Origin of the sequence: Pandoraea sp. ISTKB, assembly GCF_001721285.1 — a bacterium.
GTDB classification, from domain to species: Bacteria; Pseudomonadota; Gammaproteobacteria; order Burkholderiales; family Burkholderiaceae; genus Pandoraea; species Pandoraea capi.
Map to the genome: position 1 here is coordinate 191,247 of NZ_MAOS01000039.1, position 24,160 is coordinate 215,406.

Annotated in this window: 21 protein-coding genes; 15 read left to right on the forward strand and 6 right to left on the reverse strand. The window is 65.1% G+C overall.

The annotated features are described in order from the left end of the window. The first annotated feature begins 11 nt into the window (after window positions 1–11). The gene (locus tag A9762_RS15695; protein WP_240493584.1) at window positions 12–2,261 is read left to right on the forward strand and encodes a TonB-dependent receptor; all 2,250 of its coding nucleotides are present in this window, start codon (window positions 12–14) and stop codon (window positions 2,259–2,261) included. A gap of 72 nt (window positions 2,262–2,333) precedes the next feature. Here A9762_RS15695 and A9762_RS15700 read toward each other — a convergent pair whose 3' ends face one another. Together A9762_RS15700 and A9762_RS15705 are read right to left on the reverse strand one after the other, a co-directional pair. Then, complete coding sequence (locus tag A9762_RS15700; protein WP_069342931.1) at window positions 2,334–2,549, reverse strand: 4-oxalocrotonate tautomerase family protein; 216 nt, start codon at window positions 2,547–2,549, stop codon at window positions 2,334–2,336. A 77-nt stretch (window positions 2,550–2,626) separates the two neighbouring features. Continuing rightward, window positions 2,627–3,361 (reverse strand): SDR family NAD(P)-dependent oxidoreductase, encoded by a 735-nt coding sequence (locus A9762_RS15705; protein WP_069342932.1) that lies wholly within the window; start codon window positions 3,359–3,361, stop codon window positions 2,627–2,629. A gap of 215 nt (window positions 3,362–3,576) precedes the next feature. Here A9762_RS15705 and A9762_RS15710 point away from each other — a divergent pair, with 215 nt between their 5' ends. Together A9762_RS15710 and A9762_RS15715 are read left to right on the forward strand one after the other, a co-directional pair. Further along, complete coding sequence (locus tag A9762_RS15710; protein WP_069342933.1) at window positions 3,577–4,551, forward strand: LysR family transcriptional regulator; 975 nt, start codon at window positions 3,577–3,579, stop codon at window positions 4,549–4,551. 109 nt (window positions 4,552–4,660) lie between these two features. Next, entirely contained in the window at window positions 4,661–5,926 is a 1,266-nt protein-coding gene (locus A9762_RS15715; protein WP_069342934.1) for an MFS transporter, read from the forward strand. Between the two features lie 6 nt (window positions 5,927–5,932). Here the strand turns inward: A9762_RS15715 and A9762_RS15720 are convergent, their stop codons facing one another. Next, window positions 5,933–6,931, reverse strand: coding sequence for a LysR family transcriptional regulator (locus A9762_RS15720; protein ID WP_083253964.1), 999 nt, complete (start codon window positions 6,929–6,931; stop codon window positions 5,933–5,935). A gap of 118 nt (window positions 6,932–7,049) precedes the next feature. Between A9762_RS15720 and A9762_RS15725 the strand changes: the two genes are divergently transcribed. The 4 genes from A9762_RS15725 to A9762_RS15740 all read left to right on the forward strand — a co-directional run bounded on the left by A9762_RS15725 (window position 7,050) and on the right by A9762_RS15740 (window position 11,337). Continuing rightward, complete coding sequence (locus A9762_RS15725; protein ID WP_069342935.1) at window positions 7,050–7,724, forward strand: HAD family hydrolase; 675 nt, start codon at window positions 7,050–7,052, stop codon at window positions 7,722–7,724. A gap of 35 nt (window positions 7,725–7,759) precedes the next feature. Next, entirely contained in the window at window positions 7,760–8,935 is a 1,176-nt protein-coding gene (locus tag A9762_RS15730; RefSeq protein ID WP_069342936.1) for a DSD1 family PLP-dependent enzyme, read from the forward strand. A 190-nt stretch (window positions 8,936–9,125) separates the two neighbouring features. Then, window positions 9,126–10,214, forward strand: coding sequence for an LLM class flavin-dependent oxidoreductase (locus tag A9762_RS15735; RefSeq protein WP_069342937.1), 1,089 nt, complete (start codon window positions 9,126–9,128; stop codon window positions 10,212–10,214). A 109-nt stretch (window positions 10,215–10,323) separates the two neighbouring features. Beyond that, window positions 10,324–11,337 carry an ABC transporter substrate-binding protein gene (locus A9762_RS15740; RefSeq protein WP_083253965.1) on the forward strand — a complete coding sequence of 338 codons (1,014 nt, stop codon included), beginning with the start codon at window positions 10,324–10,326 and terminating at the stop codon, window positions 11,335–11,337. Window positions 11,338–11,421: 84 nt separating this feature from the next. Here A9762_RS15740 and A9762_RS15745 read toward each other — a convergent pair whose 3' ends face one another. Next, window positions 11,422–13,725 carry an aconitate hydratase gene (locus A9762_RS15745; protein ID WP_069342938.1) on the reverse strand — a complete coding sequence of 768 codons (2,304 nt, stop codon included), beginning with the start codon at window positions 13,723–13,725 and terminating at the stop codon, window positions 11,422–11,424. Window positions 13,726–13,843: 118 nt separating this feature from the next. On the opposite strand from A9762_RS15745, the gene A9762_RS15750 reads away from it, so the two are divergent. Continuing rightward, entirely contained in the window at window positions 13,844–14,734 is an 891-nt protein-coding gene (locus tag A9762_RS15750) for a LysR family transcriptional regulator (RefSeq protein WP_069342939.1), read from the forward strand. Between the two features lie 22 nt (window positions 14,735–14,756). Here the strand turns inward: A9762_RS15750 and A9762_RS15755 are convergent, their stop codons facing one another. Together A9762_RS15755 and A9762_RS15760 are read right to left on the reverse strand one after the other, a co-directional pair. Beyond that, window positions 14,757–15,821, reverse strand: a complete 1,065-nt coding sequence (locus A9762_RS15755) for a polysaccharide lyase (protein WP_240493585.1) — start codon at window positions 15,819–15,821, stop codon at window positions 14,757–14,759. Further along, window positions 15,822–16,718, reverse strand: coding sequence for a LysR substrate-binding domain-containing protein (locus A9762_RS15760; RefSeq protein ID WP_069342940.1), 897 nt, complete (start codon window positions 16,716–16,718; stop codon window positions 15,822–15,824). A gap of 281 nt (window positions 16,719–16,999) precedes the next feature. Between A9762_RS15760 and A9762_RS15765 the strand changes: the two genes are divergently transcribed. The 7 genes from A9762_RS15765 to hutC all read left to right on the forward strand — a co-directional run bounded on the left by A9762_RS15765 (window position 17,000) and on the right by hutC (window position 24,007). Next, window positions 17,000–17,899 carry an ABC transporter permease gene (locus tag A9762_RS15765; RefSeq protein ID WP_083253966.1) on the forward strand — a complete coding sequence of 300 codons (900 nt, stop codon included), beginning with the start codon at window positions 17,000–17,002 and terminating at the stop codon, window positions 17,897–17,899. Continuing rightward, the gene (locus A9762_RS15770) at window positions 17,896–18,933 is read left to right on the forward strand and encodes an ABC transporter ATP-binding protein (RefSeq protein WP_069342941.1); all 1,038 of its coding nucleotides are present in this window, start codon (window positions 17,896–17,898) and stop codon (window positions 18,931–18,933) included. The genes A9762_RS15765 and A9762_RS15770 overlap by 4 nt, the downstream gene beginning before the upstream one ends. Before the next feature lie 85 nt (window positions 18,934–19,018). Next, on the forward strand, window positions 19,019–20,146 hold the full coding sequence (locus A9762_RS15775) for an extracellular solute-binding protein (RefSeq protein WP_083253976.1): 1,128 nt from the start codon (window positions 19,019–19,021) through the stop codon (window positions 20,144–20,146). A gap of 11 nt (window positions 20,147–20,157) precedes the next feature. Continuing rightward, window positions 20,158–21,078: an ABC transporter permease gene (locus tag A9762_RS15780; RefSeq protein ID WP_083253967.1), complete on the forward strand. Its 921-nt coding sequence runs from the start codon at window positions 20,158–20,160 to the stop codon at window positions 21,076–21,078. Beyond that, on the forward strand, window positions 21,056–21,628 hold the full coding sequence (locus A9762_RS15785) for an LOG family protein (RefSeq protein WP_069342942.1): 573 nt from the start codon (window positions 21,056–21,058) through the stop codon (window positions 21,626–21,628). Before A9762_RS15780 ends, A9762_RS15785 begins: the two co-directional genes overlap by 23 nt. Before the next feature lie 96 nt (window positions 21,629–21,724). Further along, window positions 21,725–22,930 carry a porin gene (locus tag A9762_RS15790; RefSeq protein WP_069342943.1) on the forward strand — a complete coding sequence of 402 codons (1,206 nt, stop codon included), beginning with the start codon at window positions 21,725–21,727 and terminating at the stop codon, window positions 22,928–22,930. Between the two features lie 321 nt (window positions 22,931–23,251). Next, window positions 23,252–24,007, forward strand: coding sequence for a histidine utilization repressor (hutC, locus tag A9762_RS15795; protein WP_069342995.1), 756 nt, complete (start codon window positions 23,252–23,254; stop codon window positions 24,005–24,007). Window positions 24,008–24,160 lie beyond the last annotated feature (153 nt).

The window sequence follows — 24,160 nt, forward strand, 5'->3', positions numbered from 1 at the left end:
TGAGGTCCGGCATGATTGCCCGCTCCACACGATTCCGCTCGCTCCGATCTTTCGGCGCTTTCGGCATTTTCTCCTCGTCACGCCCGTCGCGGACTTCCCGCGCAGGCACCCGCGCTCAGTTCTCCCGTCACGCCCTGGCTGCGGCGGCCGCATCCGTCTTCGTCGTCAATGCGCATGCGCAAAGCGCGAACACAGCGCCCGGTAGCGACGTCAACGCCTCGCTCTCCGGCACAACCGTGTCCGCCAAGCGTCTCGACGCCGCCCGCAACGCGTTGTCGCCCGACACCGGCAGCTCGGTCTACAACTTCGACCAGACCGACATCCAGACACTGCCGCTCGGGAGCAACACACCGCTCAATCAGGTGCTGCTGCAAGCCCCCGGCGTCGTGCAGGACTCTTATGGCCAACTGCACGTGCGCGGCGACCACGCCAATCTGCAATACCGGATCGACGGCGTGATCATTCCCGAGTCGATCAGCGGCTTCGGTCAGGCCATTGACGCGCGCATCGCATCGCAGATCAATCTGATCACCGGCGCGCTGCCGGCTCAGTTCGGTTATCGCACCGCCGGCATCGTCGACATCCACACCAAGGGCTCGCCCGGCCTCGCCGACGATACCGGCGAACCGCCGAAAGCCTTTGGCGGGGAAGTCGGTGTCGTCTTCGGCAGCCATGCGGACCGTGAGGTCAACACGCAGCTTTACGGCACCAAGGGCGCGCTCAGCTACTACTTCAGCGCCCGCGTGTCTGCGAACAACATGGGTATCGAGAATCCGACGGGCGACCGCAACGCCATTCACGATCACACGAATCAGACAAACGCGTTCGGCATGTTCTCGTACCTGCTGAACCCGGACAACCGCGTGTCGTTCATGTTCGGCACGGCCAACAACCGCTTCCAGATTCCGAACTCGCCGGGCGTCGCCCCGCAATTCACGCTGGACAGTGGCGTCGTTCCCGATTCGTCGAGCCTGAACGCCAACCAGCGCGAGCTCACCGACTTTCAGGTGCTGTCCTGGCAGAGCCATGTGTCATCGAAGCTGGACACGCAAATTTCGCTGTTCCACCGCACGAGCCGTGTCGACTACACGCCCGACCCGCTGGGCGATCTCGCGTACAACGGGGTGGCGGCCAACATCACGCGACGCAACGAAGCCTACGGCGTTCAGTCGGACAGCAGCTACAAGCTCACGGACCGCCACACATTGCGTTTCGGTCTGTTCGTGCAGCAGGAGAATTTCAGCGTCGACAACACCTCCAACGTTTTCCCTGCCGACGCCGACGGCAATCAACTGAGCGGAACGCCGCTCACCATCGTCGACAACGCCAAGGACCGTGGCACGACCTACGGGCTGTATTTACAGGACGAGTGGAAAGCGACCGATCGCCTGACGATCAACTACGGCGCACGCTACGACCACGTGAACACCGTCACGGACGAGGGACAACTCTCCCCGCGACTGGGCCTGACGTATGACCTGACGAGCCGCACCCGTCTGCACGCCGGGTACTCGCGCTACTTCACACCGCCCGCGACAGAGAAGATCGATACGACCTCGGTCACGAAATTCCTGGGCACGACCAATGCGTTGCCGTCCGACGCCAACACCGCCGTGCGCGCCGAGCGCTCGGACTACTTCGATCTGGGTGTCTCGCATCAGTTGACGTCTGCCATTACGGTGGGACTGAACGCCTACTATCGTCGCGTGAATCACCTTCAGGACGAAGGTCAGTTCGGCAATGCGCTGATCTACTCGACGTTCAACTATGAGAAGGGCCGGATTTACGGCGTCGAAGGCACCGTCAACTATCGTCAAGGTAACGTCGGCGCGTATCTGAACGTCGCAGTATCGCGCGCGATGGGTCAGGGCATCGAGACCGGCCAGTTCAACTTCGGGGACGACGAACTCGCCTACATCGCCAATCACTGGGTGCATCTGGATCACGACCAGCAAGTCACGGCGTCCGCAGGTGTCTCGTACCAATGGGGCAAGACGCTCTTCTCGACCGATGCCCTCTTCGGCTCGGGCTTGCGCAGCGGCTTCGTCAACAGCGAGCATTTGCCGGCGTACTTCCAGGTCAACCTCGGCATTGGCCAGCAAATCAACGTGCCAGGGCTGGGGCGCTTCGATGCGAAGCTGTCCGTCATCAACCTGTTCGACCGCGTCTACGAATTGCGTGACGGCACCGGCATCGGCGTCGGTGCGCCGCAGTTCGGTCCGCGACGCACGTTCTATCTCGCGATGTCCAAACCGTTCTGACGAAGCACGCACCGCCGCCCGAGGTACAGGCGGCGGTGCACATCGACATCACGTCGACATCGTCCGACGCCGTCAGGTTTTGCCTTCGGCAGCCAGACGGCGGAACGCCGTGGTCGTTTGGCCCGCGTAACCCCAGTTATCGGTATCGACTTCCTCGATCACGATATGCGTGAGATGCGGCGGCTTGTTCAGCACGCGCTCCAGCGTCTCGGTCACTTCCCGAATGACCTGCGCCTTTTGCTCGACGGTGTTGCCTTCCCGCGTGATTCGGATACTGACGAATGGCATGACTGACTCCTGTGAGGGGGACATTCTTGTCGACGCGGCCAGTCCGGCGATTGCGGGCACCGGCCGCGCCGCGTCCATCAACGACCGGCGGCGTAGCCACCGTCCACCGGCAGAATCGTGCCGGTCACGTAGTCGTTGTCCACGAGATAGCGCACGGCCTGTGCCACGTCTTCCACCTCGGCGATGCGGCCCAGCGGGTGCATCTGGCCGAGTGCGTCGTGCGTCTCCGGGGCATGCATCGGCGTATTGACGACGCCCGGCGCGACGGCGTTCACCGTCACGCCGAACGGCGCCAGCTCCAGCGCCAGCGCCTTTGTCGCCTGATTCATTCCGCCCTTGAGGACAGCGGCCAGCAGCGCCGGCACGCCCGAACTGGCCTGGATCGCGATCGATGCCGTCACGTTCACGATCCGGCCGCTGCGGCGCGCGGTCATATGACGCGCGGCCGCCTGCGAGAAGTACAGCGTGCCCTTCAGGTTGGTTGCGATCTGCGTCTCGATTTCCTCGGGCGTGAAGTCCACGAACGGTTTGGCCGCGAAGATGCCCGCATTGTTGATCAGCACATCGACGTGCCCATAGACTTCGATCGCCTTCTTGAAGGCGGCTTCAGCGGCGGCCGGATCGGCGACATCCCCTGCGACCGGCAGGAACCGTTCGCCAGCGGCCAGCAACGCGGCCGTTTGCTCGAGACGTGCGCCGCTGCGCCCCGTCCCCACGACGTTGTACCCGTCGCGCAGGAACGCTTGCGCCAGACCCAGTCCGATACCGCTCGTGGCGCCCGTGATGATGACCGTACGATTCGACTTGCTCATGATGTGTGTCCTTGATTTGATCGATGTATCGATGCACGAGTGCACGAACCACCGAGGTGACCTGAGAGATTCAGGTGATTTCGCCCGCCGGGGCATCGGCGTATCCGGAAGCCCCGCTGCTTGGACACCACTCTATTGATGATTCGAGACGCGAAAAATACATGCGATTACACTTGTCTTTTTACATCGTGTAATCAATCGGGGTAGACCTGCGCATGCAACGCCAATTCGACGACGTGCTGCTTGGCAGCATCGAACTCTTCTGTCTGGCGGCCGAAGCCGGCAGTTTTACGGCGGCGGCCAATCAGGCCGGGGTCACCCCGGCGGCCGTGAGCCGATCGGTCGCGCGACTGGAGCAGCGCCTGGGCGTGCGGCTGTTCGTGCGCTCCACGCGTAGCATTCGCCTGACGGAAGGCGGCAGCGCCTATTTCGACGAATGCCGCACGGCGCTGAGCCTGCTGGCCGAGGCGGAGCGCCGCGTCTCCGGTGCGCAATCGCAGCCTTCGGGCACCTTGCGCATCAGCGTGCCGACGACCTATGGCCATTACCGTCTGCTGCCGCTCCTGCCTGCTTTTCGGGCGCAATATCCGCTCATCAAGCTGGAGATTCAGATCAGCAATCAGAACGTCGATCTGCATGAAGCCCGCTTCGACTTCGCCGTGCGCTTTCGTGCGCAACCCGAATCGCGCATGGTGGCCCGTCATCTCGAAGACGCCGCGCTGGTCGTCATCGCCCATCCCGACTATCTGAAGCAGGCGGGCACGCCCCGAACGCTGGACGATCTCAAGGACCACGAATGCATCGAGTTCGACCTCCCGAGTACCGGTCGACCGATCCCGTGGCTGTTCCGCGACGCGGGCGCCGACGTCGAATATCACGCGCACGGCAACTTCCGGTGTGCCGACGACGTGCTCGGCGGTGTGGCGCTCGCCAAGGCCGGTGGCGGCATCTTCCAGACGTACCGTTTCGTCGTCGAGGAAGACCTGGCGGCGGGAAGGCTCGTAGAGGTACTGTCTGCCTACTCGGGACGTTCCCGTCCGGTGAGTCTGATGTTCCCGCACGGCAAGACATTGCCCTCGCGTGCGCGCGTTTTCATCGATTTTCTGATGACGGCGCTTGCACATTCATCCGCGTCGCGTAAGAGTGACGTACGCGCCGCAGCCATACCCGCCGCGCCACGACACGACTAGACTCGCAGTACCCGCTGGCAATCATCGACATGCGCAATGTGCCCGATGACCAGCGCCACGCATCGCGACTGGCTGCCGCGTTCGTGATCCGCGAAATACAGAGGCTTTTGTGACTCCCCCGTCTTCATCCGTTTCCCCCAGCGCCGGTTACACCGAGCGGAATCATCGCTACTGGCAGCGCAATCTGGCGATCTGCGTCTTTGGCTCGTTCACGACGCTCGCCGGTCTGAGCATGCTGCTGCCGTTCCTGCCGCTGTACGTCAAACAACTCGGCGTCGCGCCGGAATCGGCCGTGATCCAGTGGTCCGGCGTCGCGTTCAGTGCGACGTTTCTCGGCACCGCTGTCACCGCGCCGATCTGGGGGCATCTCGCCGACCGCTTCGGCCGTCGACCGATGCTCATTCGTGCGGCTGTCGGCATGGTGATCGTGACGTCGCTGATCGGCATTGCGCACAACGTCTACCAACTCGTCGCCCTGCGATTGCTGACGGGTCTGATCGGCGGCTACGCTTCCGCATCGACAGTCATGATCGGCACGCAGGCGCCCCGCGATCGCGCCGGCTGGGCGCTGGGCGTGCTGTCCACCGGTGCGCTCGCCGGGAATCTGACCGGCCCGCTGATCGGCGGCCTGCTGCCGCCATTGCTGGGCATTCGCGGCACGTTCTTCGCTTGCGCGGGCATGATCTCGATCACCGCGCTGCTCACGATCTTCGGCGTACGCGAAGACTTCGACCGCACGCGCGACAGCAAGCGTCGCACCGAAGCGACGACGCAAACGCGTATGCCGCGCGCGCGTGTGGGCATCATCGCCGCCATTCTGTTCACCGGGATGATGGTGTTGCTCGCGAATATGTCCATCGAGCCGATCATCACCGTCTACATCGGTCAACTGGGCGTCGACGGGGCGCATCTCACGCGCGTGGCCGGTGTGGTGATGGCCAGCTCGGCACTCGGCAGCATGCTCACGGCGGCAAAGCTCGGTGCGTTGGCCGACCGGATCGGCAGTTGGCGTGTGATCGTTGGCTGTCTGATCGCGACGGCGCTGGTGATGGTGCCGCAGGCGTTCGTGACCGAATGGTGGCAACTGGCGGCACTGCGGGTATTGATGGGGATGACGCTGGCAGGCCTGCTGCCCGCCATCGGCAAGCTGGCGCGTCATGCGGTCGACGAACGCAGCACCGGCAAGTTGCTCGGCTACCTTCAGTCGGCGCAGTTCAGCGGTCAGGTGATCGGCCCCATCCTCGGTGGCCAGATCGCGGTGCTCTTCGGACTGCCTGCGGTGTTCTTCATGACGGCCATCCTGTTGCTGCTTTGCAGCGTGCTCGCGAACCGGGCGCGCTCGGTCAGCGCGCGTCTGGCGCAGCAACCGGCCTGACGACACTCATCGGCTCGGGCGGCTTGGGTTAGGCGCGTGCGAACCGGCGGCGCGACGCGCGGGGGCCGTGGCGGCCAATGCGTCCTCGAGAAAGGCCATCAGCGCTTGCAGTCGTGCGGTCCGCCCACGACGCGTGGGCACCAGCAACGTGACGGGGGCACTCTCGAAGTCCCAATCGGCGAGCACGCGCACGAGGCGTCCGGCCGCGACGGCTTCCCGGGTGTCCCACTCCGAGCGCAACACCAGCCCCAGTCCCTGCTCGGCCCATTCGCGCGCGACGCTGCCGTCGTTGGTCGTGCAGGCAGGCACCACGCGCACGCTGTCGCGAGTGGTTTGACGTCTGGGCGTTGCCGTCGACTTCGCTGACGACTTCGTCGACACCTGCGCTCGTCGCCGGAATCGCCATAACGTCACATCTTCATCGTTCTCCCGAATGCATATGCACCGATGCTGCAATAGCGCTTGCGGGTCCGACGGCACCCCATGGCGTTGCAGATACGCCGGACTGGCGCACAGCCAGCGGTCATTAGGCGCCAGCGGCCGTGCGATCCACGACGAGTCTCTGACGGTTCCCACATGGATGACGGCATCCGAATCGTGCTTGTCAGGCCACGGCGTCTCGCGCAGGTCGAGTTGCAGGGTCAGCTCCGGATGCAGCAGGCCGAAGCGCGCCAGCACCGGCGCCACATGATGACGCCCGTAGCCGAACGGCGCTGAAACGCGCAACGTCCCGGTCAATCGCTTGTCTTCACGTCGAAACGATTCGGGAAGCGCTTCCAGTTGCGCGAGCAGCGCCGAGCCTTCACGGGCGAGCCGCTCCCCTTCGGCCGTCAGGCTCAGTTGACGTGACGTGCGCGTGGCGAGCGCAAGCCCCAGCATCGCTTCGAGCTTGCGCAAACGCGTCGAAAGCGCCGGCGGTGTCACATTGAGCATGCGCGCCGCCGCACTGAGCGACGCCGACTGCGACAGCGCCTCGATCAGGCGCAGGTCTTCGAGCTGGATCATTAACCTGAGATTAATGTTGGATGTGCCGTCATTTAACCACGGCACACCCTATCCTTCCTACACTGCGTCATGTCACTGCACCATATCCACCATCCCGCCCATCAAGACAGAGACCGACATGTCCGACACCTCCCCCAAGAACGACGCCAACTGGCCACGCGCCGTGCTCTTCGATCTGCTGACCGCGCTACTCGACTCGTGGACGGTGTGGAATCGCGCCGCCGGTAGCGAGACCGCTGGCCGCACCTGGCGCGCCGAGTACCTGCGCCGCACTTACGGCTGTGGTGCCTACGTCAGTTATGAGCAGCTCGTGCGCGAAGCGGCCGAGCACGTCGGCCTGCCGCCGTCGGCTCCAGAAGCGCTGGAAACCGAGTGGCTCACGCTGCCCGCCTGGGACGGCGCACGCGAGTTGCTTCAGGCGCTGCGTCCGCACTGCAAGCTGGCCGTCGTCACGAACTGTTCGAAGACGCTCGGCCATCAGGCGGCGTCGCTGCTCGCGACCGACGGTTTCGAGTGGGATGTCGTGGTGACGTCTGAAGAAGCCGGGTTCTACAAGCCGGACCCGCGTCCCTACCGCATGGCGCTCGACAAGCTGGGTGTCGATCCCAGCGACGCTGCGTTCGTCGCAGGCTCCGGTTATGACCTGTTCGGTACGTCGGCAGTCGGTCTGCGCACGTTCTGGCACAACCGTGTCGGCCTGTCTCGTCCCGATGGCGCGCCCGCACCGGACAGCGAAGCGCCCACACTTGCACCGGCGCTCGACTGGCTGCGTCATTTTCACTCCCACGCGTGATGCCCACGTCAGACTTACTCACGAGATCCAGCACCATGACTTCGACGCCTGACTTCACGCCCGCCACGCCTGTTCCGCTCGCCGCATTGCAGGCGCTCGACACCCCCGCCGCCATCATCGACGTGCCGCGCATGCAGCACAACATCCAGCGCATGCAGTCGCGCATGGACACGCTGGGCGTGCGCTTCCGGCCTCACGTCAAGACGAGCAAGTGCGTGGAAGTGGCCCACGCGCAAATCGCCGCAGGCGCGGCGGGCATCACCGTATCCACGCTCAAGGAAGCCGCGCGCTTCTTCGACGACGGCGTGACGGACATCCTCTACGCGGTCGGTATGGTCGCCAGCAAACTGCCCGCTGCGCTGGCATTGCGGCGGCGCGGCTGCGACCTGAAGATCATCACCGACAGTGTGGCGTCGGCCCAGGCCATCGTCGCGTTCGGCGCGGAGTTCGGTGAGACGTTCGAGGTGTGGATCGAGATCGATACCGACGGGCACCGCTCGGGGATCCGTCCCGACGAAGACGCGCTGCTCAACGTTGCCCGTGTCCTGCAAGAGGGCGGTGCCACGCTCGGCGGCGTCATGACCCACGCGGGTTCCAGCTACGACTTCGACACGCCGGAGGCGCTCGCCGCCATCGCGGAACAGGAGCGTGCCGGTTGCGTGCTGGCAGCGACGCGTTTGCGCGAGGCTGGTCTGCCCTGTCCGGTCGTGAGCGTCGGCTCGACGCCGACGGCACTCGCGGCCCGCCATCTCGAAGGCGTGACCGAGGTCCGTGCCGGGGTGTACGTGTTCTTCGATCTCGTCATGCACAACGTGGGCGTTTGCACGACGGACGAACTGGCACTGAGCGTGCTGACCACCGTCATCGGACATCAGGCCGACAAGGGCTGGGCCATCGTCGACGCCGGCTGGATGGCCATGAGTCGCGACCGTGGCACGCAAAAGCAGAAACGCGATTTCGGCTACGGTCAGGTATGCCGCATCGACGGCAGTGTCGTGCCGGGCTATGTGCTGAGCGGCGCCAATCAGGAACATGGCATCCTCTCGCGCGAAGGCGAACCTGATCCTGATATCGTCGCGCGCTTTCCCATCGGCACGCTGTTGCGCATCCTGCCGAATCACGCCTGCGCGACGGGCGCGCAATTCCCTGAGTACCACGCTATCGATCCGGTGCACGATCTCGCGACATGGCCACGACTGCACGGCTGGTAAGCCCCAAGGGGCGGCATCGGCGAGCCGACAAATCGGTTTAAGCCCGTGACGCGGATCGGCATCGCAACAGATGCCAATCCGCACCACGGATGCTTATGCCTTCAAGCGGCATAACGTATCCCGATTTCCTTCGTTCACGGCGGGCCATGCGCCCGCTACGCTCGCGCTTTGCCTGTACTGGAGTGCATTCATGAGCGTAGAAATCATCGGGATGATCACGGCGGCGCCGGGGTCCGAAGTCGATCAACCCACGGGCGCGGCCGTCGATCCCGCGTTCATCACGCGCATGGCGCAAGCCCACGAGACAGCCGGTTTCGACCGCGCGCTGATCGGCTACTTCTCCAACGGCCCCGAAGGCAGCCTCGTCAGCAGTCACGTCGCTGCGGCAACGCAACGGCTGGGTATCCTGCTCGCCTATCGTCCCGGCGTGATTGCAGCGCCGCTCGCCGCCCGTCAACTCGCCACGCTGGACCAGTTCTCACGCGGACGCGTCGCGTTGAACGTCGTCTCTGGCGGTAACGACGCCGACCTGCGTCGCGACGGCGATTTCCTCGATCACGACGCCCGCTACACGCGCACGGACGAATATCTCGAAGCGCTCAAGCGCATCTGGACCGCCGACGCTCCCGTCGATTTCGCGGGCGATCACTACCGCTTCGAGCAGGCGTCGCCCGCCGTACCGACGTGGCAGAAGCCGCATATCCCGATCTATTTCAGCGGCGCCTCCGACGCCGCCATCGACGTCGCCGCGCGCCACGCCGACACCTACATGCTGTGGGGCGAACCGCTCGACGCCGTCGAGGCGCTCGTCACCCGCGTACGGGCGGCCGCACAACGGCATGGCCGCAAGCCGCGCTTCTCGATCTCGTTCCGTCCCGTCGTGGCGGACACCGAAGCCCAGGCATGGGAGCGCGCCGACGAGGTGCTGCGTCAGGTCAAAGCCACGCGCGAACGGCTCGGTCTGCGCACCGAAGCACCGGAGAACGTCGGCTCTCAACGGTTGCTCGCAGCGGCGCAACGCGGCGATGTCGTGGACGAACGTTTGTGGATGGGCGTGGCCAAGGCCACCGGTGCGCGCTGGAATTCGACGGCGCTCGTCGGTACCGCCGAGCAGGTCGCGCACGCGCTGGGGCGCTATTACCAGCTTGGCGTCGACACGTTCCTCATTCGCGGCTTCGATCCGCTGGGCGACACGATCCGATACGGCGAATCGCTGATTCCGGCCATCCGTCGTCACGCCGCCGAGCTGGATCGTCAACGCACGCCGCAAGCGGCGTGAGTTACGTGTGAGTTACGTGTGCGTGACGTGTGCGTGACGTGTGAGTTACGTCCTTCGCCGCTGTTCGTTGCTTACTACCGTTTCTTCAATCGCTTCTCAGATAGGTGTCATGATGTTGCTGCGCTGGATTCGTCGCGCCCGTTTTGCCGTTCCTGCCCTCTCCCTTAGCGCCTTCACGGCACTCGGCGTCATGCACGCCGGGGTCGCCAGCGCGCAAGGCGTCACGCTGCGTGTCGGGGATCAGAATTACTACAACGTCCGTGCCTCGATGGAGGCCTCGGGCGCCCTTGAAGGTGCGAACTATCAGGTCGAATGGAAGCACTTCCAGTCGGCCGCCCCGGTTGCCGAAGGCCTCAACGCCGGCGCGCTCGACCTCGGCTTCCTCGGCGATTCGGGCTTCCTGTTCCTCGCGGCGAAAGGAGCACCGGTCAAGCTGATCGCCGTCTCGCGTCAGAACCCGGACACGATTGCGCTGCTCGTGCCGAAGGATTCGCCGGTGAAGTCGATTCAGGACCTCAAGGGCAAGAAGGTCGCCTACTGGCCCGGCGCCTGGAGTCAGCAACTGACGCTGCGCGCGCTGGAAAAGGCAGGCCTGCCCACGGATTATGTGCAGTTCGTCAAGCTCATGCCGATCGATGCTGCCGTGGCGTTGCCCAACGGCGCCATCGACGCGTTCCCGGTGTGGGAGCCGTACATCTCGCAGCAGGTCGTGCACAACGGCGCGCGTCCGATCATCACGGCGCGCAATCTGATGCCGGGGCTGAGCAGCGTTGCCGCGTATGCGCCGTCGGTGAGTGCGAAACGTGAGGCCATCGCCGACTTCCTCGTGCGTCTGCAAAAGGCACGCGCCTGGGTGGAGAGCCACAAAGACGTCTACGCCGATCAGTGGGCGAAGAAGGCCGGTCTGGACCGTGACGTCGCGCGTCACTGGATCGGTCAGGCAGGCATGACCATCGACGCCGTCGACAAGCAGGCCGTGGCCGACTATCAGGGCACGAGCGACTTCCTGACGCAGACCGGCGCGCTTCCGAACCGGTTCGACGTCAGCAAGATCGTCGACACGTCGTTCACGCAAGTGCTGGAAGCCAAGGGACAGCCGACGCGGCAAAGCGCATCACGTTGATCCGCAATGTCCTGGCAACCGGACGGAAAAACCAGATTCGAATCATTCGTGAGTCGCTCTGGCGTCTTCCGTCCGGTCGTCGCATCAGCTTGCCGGTTTTGGCACCACGTTCAACGCCGAGCCGGCCCTGAACCAAGCCAGTTGCACATCGCTGTAGCTGTGCCGCAGCGATATCGTCTCCTGAGTCCCGTCGGCGTGATGCAGCACGCACGGCACTTCCTTCCCGGGCGCCAACGCCGCCAGGTCGATGAGATCGATCCGGTCGTCAGCCCGCACGCGTTCATAGTCGTCGGGATTCGCGAAGGTCAGCGCCAACAACCCCTGCTTTTTCAGGTTGGTCTCATGGATGCGTGCGAAGCTCCGGGCGATGACCGCCATGCCCCCGAGCAAACGCGGTGACAGCGCCGCGTGCTCCCGACTGCTGCCCTCGCCGTAGTTGAAGTCGCCGACGATGACCCACGGCACGCCCGCTGCACGATACGCGCGAGCCGCTTGCGCCGGTGTCACGTCGTCCTCGCCATGAAGCCAGTCCGTGGTGCGTCCCGTCGCGCCGGTGAATGCGTTAGTGCCGCCCGAGAGCAGGTTGTCGCTGAAGCGCTCCAGATGCCCGCGCAGCTTAAGCCACGGCCCGGCCGGTGAGATGTGATCCGTCGTCGTTTTGCCCCGCGTCTTGATCAACAGCGGCATGCCCTTCGGGTCGTTGCCATTCCATGCCGGCCACGGTCGCAACACCTGAATTCGTTCACTCTTCGGATCTACGCTGACGCTCACCGCACGACCATCGTCAGGCGGTGCGATGTAGTGTGTCGCGCCACGCGTGAAGCCCTCTGGCGGGACTTCGGGCGCGACCGCAGGCGGCGCGAGCCGGAACGTTCTCCCGTCAGGTGCAGTGAGCACGTCGTGCTGCGGATCGAAAGAGAGACGTCCGGCAAGCGCCCACGCCGTCACGATCTCCGGGCTGGCGATCAGGTTCATCGTGTTGGGCGAGCCATCGTTGCGACGGGGGAAGTTCCGGTTGTAAGACGTCACGATGGTGTTGGGCACGCCGGTGGCCGTCGCGTCGCGACGCCATTGCCCGATGCACGGCCCACAGGCATTGGCGAGCACAGTGCCGCCGATGGACGACAAGGCCGCAAGCTGACCGTCGCGCTCGATCGTGGCGCGGACCTGCTCCGAGCCCGGCGTGACCATGAACGGCACCGACGCCTTCAGTCCGTAGGCCTGCGCCTGTCGGGCGATGTCAGCCGCCCGGCTCATGTCCTCGTACGACGAATTGGTGCAACTGCCGATGAGCGCGGCCGAAATCGTGTCCGACTGAACGTCACCGGCATCGTCTGCGCGCGATTCGTCCATCGCCTTGAGTTGCGCGGCCAACTGCACCACCGTGCGCGCCCGATCCGGCGAATGCGGGCCAACGACATGCGGCGTCAACGTAGACAGATCGATGCGAATCACCCGGTCGTAATACGCTTCCGGGTCGGCCTCCACTTCGGGGTCCGGCGCCAGCAGACTCAGGTTCGCCTCGATCACAGGCACGAGATCGCCACGACCAGTCGCACGCAGGTAGTCGAGCATGCGTGCGTCGGCCGGAAACATCGACGTCGTCGCCCCCAGTTCGGCGCCCATATTGGTAATGGTCGCCTTGCCCGTCGCGCTGATCGTCCGGGCGCCCGGGCCAATGTATTCGACGATGGCGTTGGTGCCGCCGGACACCGTCAACTCACCGGCGACGCGCAGAATCACGTCCTTGGGCGCCGTCCAGCCACTGAGCGAGCCCGTCAGGTAGACGGCGATGCGCTTCGGATAGAGCACTTCCCACGGCAGCCCCGCCAATGCCTCGACGGCATCGGCACCGCCAACACCGACCGCACAGGCCCCGAGACCACCAGCGTTGGGCGTATGCGAGTCCGTCCCGATGAGCAGCGCGCCGGGATACGCGTAGTTCTCCAGCACGACCTGATGGATGATGCCGGCGCCCGGCTCCCAGAAACCGAGGCCGTACTTCGCCGCCGCACTGCGCAGGAAGGCGTAGACTTCGCGGTTCTCGTCGACAGAGGCCTGAAGATCCGTACGCCCTTCGACGCGCGCCTGAATCAGATGGTCGCAATGAATGCTCGCAGGAACCGCGACCCGATCACGTCCGGTCTGCATGAACTGGAGCATGCCGGTCTGACCGAGGACATCCTGAAACATGACACGGTCGACATCGAGCGCGAGATAGCTCGTGCCCGGCACCAGCGATTGCGTGTGCGGATCGCGCAGGTGCCCGAGCAGTACCGACTCGGAAAGGGTCAGCGGATGCCCAAGACGGCGACGCACGATGGCGAGCGTGTCGGCCATGGTCGCATAACGGCGCGCGAGCGCCTCGGGGGAGAGGAATTGAGACATCGATCACTCCTTATTTAAGGCATTTGTGGGGTGGATGGGTGCGATCGCAGGACGCATTCTGGCGTCGGTCTCATTCCCGGTAAAATGAATTTATCTGTCCGATTACTCAATTTTTCTTATGAAAATCGACATCCTTGGCGTGCAGGCTTTCGTCGCCATCGCGGATCGCGGCGGCTTCCAGAGCGCCGCAGACGCGCTCGCCGTGACGCAGACGGCAATCACACAGCGCCTGCGCAAGCTCGAAGATTATCTGGGGGTCGTGCTGTTCGAGCGCACGACACGATCGGTCTCGCTCACGCAGATTGGACGTGACTTCCTGCCGCAGGCGCGGCGCTTGCTCGACGAGTTGTCCGACGCGCTCACCGAGATTCGTGAGAGCGGTCAGGCCGCGCGCGGCGACGTGTCGATCGCCTGCGTGCCCACGGCAGGCGTGCAGTTTCTGCCCAGCATCTTGCAGACGTATGCCCAGCAATTCCCGCATAACCGCGTGCGCGTGCTCGATCACTCGTCGTCAGCCGTGACGCACGCCGTGCTGCACCGCGAAGCCGAGTTCGGCATTCACATCGCCGGTTCGCGTCACGCGGATCTCATCGGGTTGCCTGTCGCACAGGATCAGTTCGTGCTGATCTGTCACGCATCGCATCCGCTCGCCCGACGTCGGCGCGTGCCGTGGCGCAGCCTCTCGCCTTATCCGCTGATCTTCGCCGGACAGGTCAATGCCAACCGCGCGTTACTGGATGGCGCCTTGGGCGATGTCGATCTGCAACCGCACTTCGAAGTGCAGCGCAGTTCGACGGCCGTGGGAATGGTGGCCGAAGGCGTCGCGGCGGCCGTGGTACCGCGCCTCGCGCTACAGCGCGGCGCGTATCCGGAGATCCGTGTCGTCGATCTGGTGGAGCCGGTCGTGGCGCGCACGCTGGTGCTCGTCACACGGCGCGGCGCGCAACTCTCGCCCGCCGCGCAAGCGCTCTACGATCTGATCGCGTCGCGGGCGACGAGCGTCGCCTGACGGGGAGATAGGCGCGACGTGCTTACTGCGGCGACGGCACGATGCCGTTCGTCGCCATCCATGTCAGATTGCCGCCCATGCGCGGATCCTTGTAGGGTCCGTCGGCGTGCATCGCATCGAAACGCCCCGGATCGGGGGAGCGCCGGCGGTAGAACTCGACCCAGCCGCTTGACGCCTTGGGCGTTGCCGTCTCCTGCACGACGCCCGCTTGCGCGTTGAACCACGCCGGATCGCGGTAGCCGTCTGCCACGCGTGCCGCGAGACGTTCCAGCGCGCCCGGGCGATAGGCATACCAGTCCTCTCCGCGAAGACGCGCCAACTCGGCCATCAGCACCAGTGGCGCCGTGGCGTAGTCGTGGTAATGCAGCGCCCGACGCTTGCGCGCCATCTCCATGGGCAGACTGCCGTCGGGTTCGATGGCGTCGATGCCGGTGCGATAGATGCCTTGCGCCGTTTTCAGCAACGCGTCGTCACGTGTGGCGACGGCCGTCGCCATGATGCCGATCCCCGTCCAGTAGTAGTGATTGTTGCGTTTGTGCTTCGGGTTGTCCCAATACGCGAGATTGGCCGCAGACAGTCGGCGCAACCACGCTTCGATGGCGGCGCGCTGCTGCGGCGTTGCCACCGCCTGCGTGCGCAGGTACGCGAGCGCCACCGCGCCGTGTGTCCACTGGCGCATATAGTCCGACTGGTCGTTGTTCACGTGCTCCATGCGTCCGAGCATCGCCCCGCTGGCGGCCCATGCGTCGAGCCACGTCAGCGCGCAGCGGGCGGCGGTCTCATCGCCCTCTTTCGCGTAGACATCGGCCATCCGGGCAACATGCGCCGAAAAGTCGTTGAGCGGTTTCACCGCCGCAGCGTTCTGCGCCTTGAGCTTCGGGTCGATGACTGAACTGGCGGCGTCCGAGTAATACCCCATCGCGCGAATGTCCGGGCTGCCCGGCGGCGGTGCCGGACATTCGCTCTGCGCCGCGACGGCATCGGGGTGGATCATGGTGAGCAACGTGACGGTGAGAAACGTCCGGGCGACGAAACCCGTGAGGAAAGGGAACTGAAATCGATGACGCAGGGTTGGCATGTCGCTCATTTATCCTTGGGATGCCTGACTCAGCATCCATTCGCGAAATTGTCGCAAGGCAGACCGCTGTTGCAGCCGCTCTCGCGGGTAACACAGGTAATGGCCGTGGCGCGGCACATCGACGCCGGCCTCCACGGGGACCACGAGACGCCCGGCCTCCATCGCGTCGCGCGTGAGAAACGCCGGGACCAGCCCCACGCCCATGCCCGCCTCGGCCGCCTGTAGCAATACCGAATACTGCTCGAAGCGCGGCCCGGGGCGCTGTGCATGCGGCGCCACGTCATAACACGCCGCCCATGTGCCCCAGACTTCCTCCGCCTGGTTGTGCACCAGCCTAGGCGCACGTGCAATGTCCTCCACGCTCGTCAACGGATGCCGCGCGAGAAACGACGGCGCACACACCGGCACGAAGCGACGACCGTCCAGATACTCGCTCACGACACCTTCCCACGCGCCATCGCCATAGCGTACGGCGGCGTCCAGCGTGAACGGGAACGCGTCGCCATGCGCCAGGTGACGGCTGAAACTCAACGTCACACCCGGCGTGCTCGCCAGAAAATCCGGTAACCGGGGAATCAGCCACTTGGTCGTGAACGTCGGCACGCTGGCAATCGTCAGCAAGTCGCTCTCGCCTCGCGATGTCATGAGCTCAAGCGAAGCATTCCCGATCTCGCGCAGCGGCTCGGCCACCCGATCATGATAGCGGCGTCCGGCCTCGGTCAACACCAGATGACGCCCCTCGCGCACAAACAACGCGGTACCCACCAATTCCTCCAGAGACGCGATCTGGCGGCTCACCGCGCTCGGCGTCAGACCCAACTCACGGGCGGCACGAGAAAAATTCAAGTGTCTTGCCGCACTGGTGAAGGCAAGCAATTCGGCGACGTTCGGATAGCAATGGCGCATGAGTAAAGGCTCGAAAGCCGTGGCTGGCGTGGGTGTGCGTGAGTTTTCGTCCGATGGCAGACGCGTTTTGCGATCCGCCAACTGTTCCGTTTTCGCACAGCACGATGCCCGATTCGTGTGTTTTCTTCATGACGATGACATTTCAGCGCACGAAACTCTCGCCCAACGTCGATCCGGCTGTCTGCTGCGCCATCCCACGGTGTCCGTTCTACGGCGAGGGATAGCCAGCGTTCCGGTCGACCGAAGCGAATTCGTAACCGTATGCCGTTCAGGTTTCCCCGATGTCCGACGTCCACGCCGACCGCCTTGCCCAAACTGTGCCACCCCGGCACAGTCCAGCCCCTGCCGAGACCGGGGCCGACGGGCATTCGCAGTCGCAGCCGAAGACGAGCATCCTCGTATGGATCGTGCGAGCCGTTGCCGCCCTGTTTCTGATCTATCTGGGCTTGCCCGTGCTCCTGCTGCTCGTCGGCGCTTTCGGGCAGACGTGGACGAACACCGTGTTGCCGACCGGCATCACCGGACACTGGTTCGTCGATCTGGCCGGTGATCCGTCGTTCCGACGCGCGTTCTCCACGAGCCTCATCGTGGCGCTCGCCTGCTGCGTATTGACCGCACTCGTCGGCCTGCCGCTCGCCTACACGCTTCATCACCGGTCGCGCAGCGGGCGCGGCGCCATTGCGCGTCTGGTCACGCTGCTGCCGGTCGCCGTACCCGCGCTCACACTCGGCTTCGGCTACATCGCCGTGTTCAGCGGCGACACGCTGCCCTGGCTCGGCTCGCTCTGGCTGCTCGTGCTGGCCCACGCCGTGCTCACGCTGCCGTACCTCACGCAGACACTGCTCGCCGACCTGCGTCATCTCGACATCGCCAAACTCGAAGACTGCGCCGCCACGCTGGGCGCCTCGCCGCTGCGCCAGTTCCTGACCATCGCCGTACCGAACCTCACGCACAGCCTCGTGGCGGGGCTCGTGATGGTCGCGGCGCTGTCCATCGGCGAATTCCAGATTTCCAATCTCATCGCGGGTTTCCGCTATCGCAACTATCCGGTGGTGCTGCTCCAGGCGTTCTACGGCGCGACCGGTTTTGCCTGCGCCGCCACCGTCGTGCTGCTCGTGCTTGCGCTCGCCGCGACCGGCCTGTCGATCGTTGCGGCATCCCGTCAGAAGGTCAGTTCATGAGCCTCACTCTCGAAAACGTCAGCTTCCGGTACGCCGGCGCAAGCCACGGTCTGGACGACGTCAGCCTGAAAGCCCGTCAGGGCGAATTGCTTGCCGTGATGGGTCGCAGCGGCTCAGGCAAATCGACGGTGCTGCGCCTCGTCGCCGGCTTGCTCGACGGCTATCGCGGTCGCATCGCCATCGGTGGAGACGATGTCGGCGGCGTGCCGGTCTGGCGTCGTCACGTCGGCATGGTGTTCCAGCAATACGCACTGTTCCCGCACCTGAGCGTGATCGATAACGTCGCCTACGGGCTGCGCATGCAAGGAGTGAAGACGGCCGAACGCCAGCGTGCGGCGCTCGACATGCTGAGCCGCGTCGGGCTGGCCGAGTTCGCTGCGCGTCGCCCGACGTCGCTTTCCGGCGGGCAGCAGCAACGGGTGGCGCTGGCCCGCGCACTGGCCGTCTCGCCGCGCGTGCTGCTGCTTGACGAACCGCTCGCCGCGCTCGACGCCGGTATTCGTCAGCAATTGCGCGACGAAATCCGCGCGTTGCAGCAAGCCAGCGGCGCAACGACGCTCATCGTCACGCACGATCGCGACGAAGCCCTGAGTCTCGCCGACCGTGTCGCCGTCATCGATAACGGCCGCCTGTTGCAGATCGATACGCCGCAGCGTCTGTACGACGCCCCGGCCTGCGCCACGGTCGCAAGCTTTACCGGCCTGTCGACGGTCCTGCCGGGGCGCGTGGCGCGTCCGGGCATGGTCGACACCGGCTTTGCCGAACTGCACGTGGACACCGGCGCATGGCGTCCGGGTGCGGCCGTCTCGCTGCTGGTTCGTCCCGAGCATATCGAGTGCGATCCGCCCGTGAGCACCCTGAACCGCCTGAACGGACATCCGGGCGCGGTGCGCTTCTTCGGCGCGACGTGCCGCTTCGATTTCCTGCCCGAAGGCGCCACGACGCCGTTGCTCGGCGAGAGCCGAACGCCGGCCTCGTTCGCCATCGCACTGGACCCGGCGCATCTGCGTGTCCTGCCGCCTGTCGTCAACTGAGGCGACACACATGACGCTCACGACACCCGCAGAAATGCCCCACAACACGAATTCCTTACCTGATGCCCCACACGGAGCCATGTCGATGATTCACCCCGTTCCTTCCCTGCGCACGCGCGCCCTGCCCGCACTGGCCACGCTCGCGGCATCGTTCGCTCTGTTGACGGCTGCGGCCCCCTCGGCCTTTGCGCAAAGCGGCGCACAGGCGACGGCTGCTGCCCCGCTCTACCCGGGAGAAGCCGAGCTGTACGCCAAGGCTGCCGAAGAAGGTCTCGTCGTCTCGTTCGACACCGGGCCGGAGTGGGCAAACTGGAAAGCGCTGTTCGCCGAGTTCCGCAAGCGCTATCCGAAGGTCGAAATCACGTATAACGACATCGGCTCGGCTGCGACCGTCACTGCGCTCGACAAGTCGCGTCGCCGCCCGCAGGCCGACACGGCTTATTACTTCGCCGGCTCGGCACTCGACGCCGTGCAAAAGGATGTCGTCGCCCCGTTCAAGCCGATCAACTTCGACACGCTGCCGAAGGTCTTCCGCGACAACGACGGCCGCTGGTTCACGATCCACTCGCTCAACATCGCGTTCCTCGTGAACACGAAGCTCGTCAAGCACGTGCCGCAGTCGTGGGCCGATCTGCTCAAGCCCGAGTACAAGAACGCCGTGGTGTATCTGGACCCGCGCTCGACCGGTCAGGGACAGGTCGCCGTGTTCGCCGCCGCATACGCCTTCGGCGGCAACGTCGACAACCCGAAGCCGGGTGCGGACTTCTTCGGCAAGTTGCGCGACGCCGGCAACGTGATGCGTGTCGAAGGCACGACGCCGTACGCCAAGTTCGTCAAGGGTGAGATTCCGATTCTCATCGGCTACGAGAACGACGGTCTGAAAGCCAAGTACACCGACGGCATGGGCGACGCCGCGCAGGTCGTGATTCCGAAGGAAGCCACCGTGTCGGCGCCGTACGCGATCAGTCTGGTCAAGAACGGCCCGAATCCGGAAGCCGCCAAGCTGTGGCTCAACCTCATCATGAGCCCGGTCGGTCAGTCGCTGTTCGCGCAAGGCTATGTGCGCCCCGCGGTGCCGGGCACGCCGTTCACGGCGGAAATGCGCGCCCGCATGCCGGATGCCCCGCAAGTCCACCCGCTCGACGTCGCCCGCGCTGCCGCGCAGAAGGCGGAAGTCGACCGTCTGTGGTCGGCCGCCGCGCTCGCCAAGTGAGTTCCCGCAACATGACGTCAGCGCGCACCGTCGGGACCGCAGAGATCGCCAGGACCCTCGCGTCCGGCGAGCCTCATCGGCCCCAGCCGCAAACCGGCCTGCCGCGTGGCAAGGACACGCCGCGCGGCTGGGTGCGCCGCTTCGGCGGCCTGCCCGCCGCCGTGCTGCTCGTGCTCGGCTTCGGCTTGCCGCTCGCGGCGCTGGTCGTGGCGGCCTTCGAGGGACATGGCGCGGCGTTCTCGGCCATCGCGCTCGATCCGCTGGTGCGCGACGCCCTCGTCAACTCGATGGGGCTCGCCATCGGTGCGGGTACCGTCTCGCTGATCGTCGGCGCGTTGCTCGCGGTAACCCTGGCGCGTCAAACGCCGCGCCGTCGACGCCTCTGGCTCGCGGCGATGGGCGTGCCGCTCGCCTTCTCGGGTCTGGTCATCGCCTACGGCTTCATTCTGGCGTTCGGCCGCTCGGGGTTCGTCACGATGACGCTCGCGTCGCTCGGCGCAGACCCGGTGCGTTTCGGCGCGCTGATCTACACCGCGCCGGGGCTCGTCGCCGCGTACGCGTACTACCTGATCCCGCGTGTGGCGCTGATGGTCTATCCCGCCGTCGCCAATCTGGATCGTCGCCCCATCGAAGCCGCCCTCACGCTGGGGGCGACACCGCTGCGCGCGATCATCGATGTGGCGCTGCGCGAACTGTGGCCGACGCTCGCCGCCGCGTGGTGCCTCGTCACCGCGATTGCCCTCGGCACTTACGGCACGGCGCTCGCGCTGGCCGGTACGCAAATCAACATCCTGCCGTTGCTCATGTTCCTGAAGATGTCGGACGGGCAAACGGATTTCCCTCAAGCTGCCGCGCTGTCCCTCGTCTTGATGGCCGTGTGCAGCGGTGTGCTCGCTCTCGGAGAGTGTCTTGTACGGCGTCATCCTCAATGAGTGGTCGGCTGCGGCCCGCCACGCCCTCGATCAACTGGCCGCCCGGCAGGCGGGCCCGTCGCGTCACGTGACACCCGTGGGCCTCATCGGTCCGCGCGAAGCCACGCCCGCGCAACTCTATGCCGCGCAGTGCATCGGCGAAGCGCTGGCAGCCGCCGGTGTCGCATTGGTGTGCGGCGGCAAGGGGGGTGTCATGGAAGCCGCCTCCGCCGGCGCATCCGCAGCCGGTGGCATCGTAATCGGCCTGCTGCCCGAGGATCACGCCGGCGACGCCAACCCGCATCTGAGCGTGGCCCTGCCGACCGGGCTCGGCATCACGCGCAACGCCCTGATCGCCCGTGCGTCGATCTGCCTCGTCGCCGTGGGCGGCGGGCTCGGCACGCTCTCGGAGATCGCGCTGGGGCTTCAGTGGCGCAAACCGGTTTTCACCGTCCTCGATGCACCGGCCGTGCCGGGCACCGAGAGCTTCGACGATATCGACGCCCTGATCGTGGCAGTCGCCACGTGGTTGAGCGTCACCGGACTGCCCGGAGGTGACACCCCCGGGTAAGTAACGCCGGCAGTTCAAGACAACCGACCCACACCGGGGAACTGCCGGTGCGTTTTCGTGATGTTCCTGCAATATAAATTTAGGACCACTAATATTATGAAACGTATTCTTCTCGCTGCACTCGGCCTTGGCGGTATGGCCGGCATCATGGCTCCCGTCTACGCCCAAAGCAGCGTGACCCTGTACGGTATCGTCGATGCCGGCGTGGGTTATGCCAGCGGTCAGCGCACGGCCAACTCCAAGGGTGGCGTGGGTGCACCGATCAACTACACCAACGGTTCGGTCTGGGGCTTCGCCAGCGGCACCTGGTCGGGCGATCGCTGGGGTCTGAAGGGTTCGGAAGATCTGGGCGGCGGCAACTCGGCCATCTTCCAGGTGGAAAACGGCTTCAACATCGGTAACGGCACGATGGGCCAGGGCAGCCGTCTGTTCGGTCGCCAATCGTGGGTGGGTCTGCAAAGCGCTACGCTCGGCAAGCTCACGCTGGGTCGTCAGTACGATCCGATCGTCGACTTCGTGGGCCCGATCAGCGCCGGCACGTTCGTGACCGGCATGGGCGCGCACCCGGGCGACATCGACCAGCAGGATAACCAGTCGCGCGTGAACAACTCGGTGAAGTGGACCAGCCCGGTGTACGGCGGCTTCCAGTTCGGCGCGATCTACGGCTTCGGTGGTCAGCCGGGTAGCGTGAAGAACCAGAACACCTGGGGCTTCGGCGGTTCGTACGCCAGCGGCCCGGTCGCTTTCGGCGTCGGTTACCTGCAAGCCCAGAACTCGTACAGCGCTTCGGGCACGTGGACCGGTTCGTACGACGGCACGTTCGCGTCGTCGATCAACGAAGGCTTCGCCTCGGCCGCCAGCCAGCGCATCATTTCGGCCGCCGGTAGCTACACCTTCGGCGCCACGCAGGTCGGTATCCAGTACGGCAACGTGCAGTACACGCCGGGCGCGCTGTCGACGTTCGCGAGCAGCTTCACGTTCAACACGATCGGCGCGACCGTGGCGTATCAGGTCACCCCGGCCCTGCGTCTGGCCGGCGCGTACAACTACACGCAAGGCAGCGACGTGAAGGGTTCGGGCGGTCCGAAGTACCACACGGTGAACTTCGCGTCGTACTACGCCCTGTCGAAGCGCACGTCGCTGTACGGTCTGGTCGGTTATCAGAAGGCGTCGGGCAGCACGCTCGACACGTTCGGCAATGTTGTCTCGGCGACGGCTTCGGTCGGCGACGTGGGCAACGGCATCTCCTCCGCCACGGCGACGCAGACGTTCGTGCGCGTGGGTGTCCGTCAGACGTTCTAAGCGTCTGAACGGATTGCAGTCGTAGCACCGTTGTACAGGTAGGGTCACGTTGGACTGTCCCCCGCCGCCCCACGGCGGGGGACTTGAGTCTCACCTCGGGGACTTCGCGAGAACCGGATCGGCACGCATCGTTGTGGACATGGTGTGGCGTTGCATGACGGACCGGCTCACCCTTGGGCACGCTTTCGCACACCCCTCGCACGGCCTTGCCTCAAGCCGTGCCGTGCGCCGGCGTGCCGCTTTTTTTCTCGTCTCCGGCAGACGATTGGCTTATCCTTCAGGCTTTCCACCCGCACACTCGTGACCGGAGAGGCCAGCAAGGTGCCACGTCAAACCGCCCAGCCGACTGTCGAAACGCTCGCCGAACAGGGGCCCGCGCCCCGCTACTTGCAGCTCAAGCAGTTCATCTGCCGTCAGATCGACACCGGCGCCTGGCCGCCGCACCACCGCGTGCCGTCGGAAAACGAACTCGTCGAGCAGTCCGGCGTGAGTCGCATGACGGTCAACCGTGCGCTGCGCGAACTCACGGCCGAAGGCCGGCTCGTGCGTATGCAGGGCGTCGGCACGTTCGTGGCCGAGCCGAAGTCGCACTCGCCGCTGCTCGCCGTGAACAATATCGCCGACGAGATCTCCGAGCACGGGCACCGCCATCGCGCCGAAGTGAAGCTGCTGCGCGAAGAACTGGCCGGCCCCGAGCGGGCGCTCTCGATGGGGTTGCAGGAGCGCGAGAAGCTGTTCCATTCGGTGATCGTCCATTATCAGGACAACATCCCGGTGCAGATCGAAGACCGCTTCGTCAATCCGGCACTCGCGCCGAACTACCTCGAACAGGACTTCACCAAGCGCACGCCCAATGCCTATCTTCAGCGCACCTCGCCACTCACGTCGGGCGAACACGTCGTGGAGGCCGTGACGGCCACACCGGACGAAGCGCAGATGCTGCAAATTCAGCGCACCGAGCCGTGCCTGCTGATTCGTCGGCGCACATGGTCGGGCAAACGGGTCGTCTCGGTCGCCCGTCTGCTGCATCCCGGTTCGCGCCACCGCCTCGAAGGCCGCTTCGGCGACGCCGAGTGATCGCCTGTCCGCGCGGCTCTCACTGCTGAGCCAGCCGCGCATTCTTCCGTTAGCGCCACAAACCTTCCCCGTCATCGCTGTCCGCCATCGGGTTCGTGAAAACCCTAGTTCACGGTTGGTTGTATATACAATACTGTACAAGCCATCATCCGC

Excerpts from the sequence above, each read along its gene's own strand:
- A9762_RS15695 (WP_240493584.1), top strand. The coding sequence starts at position 12 with ATGATTGCCCGCTCCACACGATTCCGCTCGCTCCGATCTTTCGGCGCT.
- A9762_RS15700 (WP_069342931.1), bottom strand. The coding sequence starts at position 2,549 with ATGCCATTCGTCAGTATCCGAATCACGCGGGAAGGCAACACCGTCGAG.
- A9762_RS15705 (WP_069342932.1), bottom strand. The coding sequence starts at position 3,361 with ATGAGCAAGTCGAATCGTACGGTCATCATCACGGGCGCCACGAGCGGT.
- A9762_RS15710 (WP_069342933.1), top strand. The coding sequence starts at position 3,577 with ATGCAACGCCAATTCGACGACGTGCTGCTTGGCAGCATCGAACTCTTC.
- A9762_RS15720 (WP_083253964.1), bottom strand. The coding sequence starts at position 6,931 with ATGATCCAGCTCGAAGACCTGCGCCTGATCGAGGCGCTGTCGCAGTCG.
- A9762_RS15725 (WP_069342935.1), top strand. The coding sequence starts at position 7,050 with ATGTCCGACACCTCCCCCAAGAACGACGCCAACTGGCCACGCGCCGTG.
- A9762_RS15730 (WP_069342936.1), top strand. The coding sequence starts at position 7,760 with ATGACTTCGACGCCTGACTTCACGCCCGCCACGCCTGTTCCGCTCGCC.
- A9762_RS15735 (WP_069342937.1), top strand. The coding sequence starts at position 9,126 with ATGAGCGTAGAAATCATCGGGATGATCACGGCGGCGCCGGGGTCCGAA.
- A9762_RS15740 (WP_083253965.1), top strand. The coding sequence starts at position 10,324 with ATGATGTTGCTGCGCTGGATTCGTCGCGCCCGTTTTGCCGTTCCTGCC.
- A9762_RS15745 (WP_069342938.1), bottom strand. The coding sequence starts at position 13,725 with ATGTCTCAATTCCTCTCCCCCGAGGCGCTCGCGCGCCGTTATGCGACC.
- A9762_RS15750 (WP_069342939.1), top strand. The coding sequence starts at position 13,844 with ATGAAAATCGACATCCTTGGCGTGCAGGCTTTCGTCGCCATCGCGGAT.
- A9762_RS15755 (WP_240493585.1), bottom strand. The coding sequence starts at position 15,821 with ATGAGCGACATGCCAACCCTGCGTCATCGATTTCAGTTCCCTTTCCTC.
- A9762_RS15760 (WP_069342940.1), bottom strand. The coding sequence starts at position 16,718 with ATGCGCCATTGCTATCCGAACGTCGCCGAATTGCTTGCCTTCACCAGT.
- A9762_RS15765 (WP_083253966.1), top strand. The coding sequence starts at position 17,000 with ATGTCCGACGTCCACGCCGACCGCCTTGCCCAAACTGTGCCACCCCGG.
- A9762_RS15770 (WP_069342941.1), top strand. The coding sequence starts at position 17,896 with ATGAGCCTCACTCTCGAAAACGTCAGCTTCCGGTACGCCGGCGCAAGC.
- A9762_RS15775 (WP_083253976.1), top strand. The coding sequence starts at position 19,019 with ATGATTCACCCCGTTCCTTCCCTGCGCACGCGCGCCCTGCCCGCACTG.
- A9762_RS15780 (WP_083253967.1), top strand. The coding sequence starts at position 20,158 with ATGACGTCAGCGCGCACCGTCGGGACCGCAGAGATCGCCAGGACCCTC.
- A9762_RS15790 (WP_069342943.1), top strand. The coding sequence starts at position 21,725 with ATGAAACGTATTCTTCTCGCTGCACTCGGCCTTGGCGGTATGGCCGGC.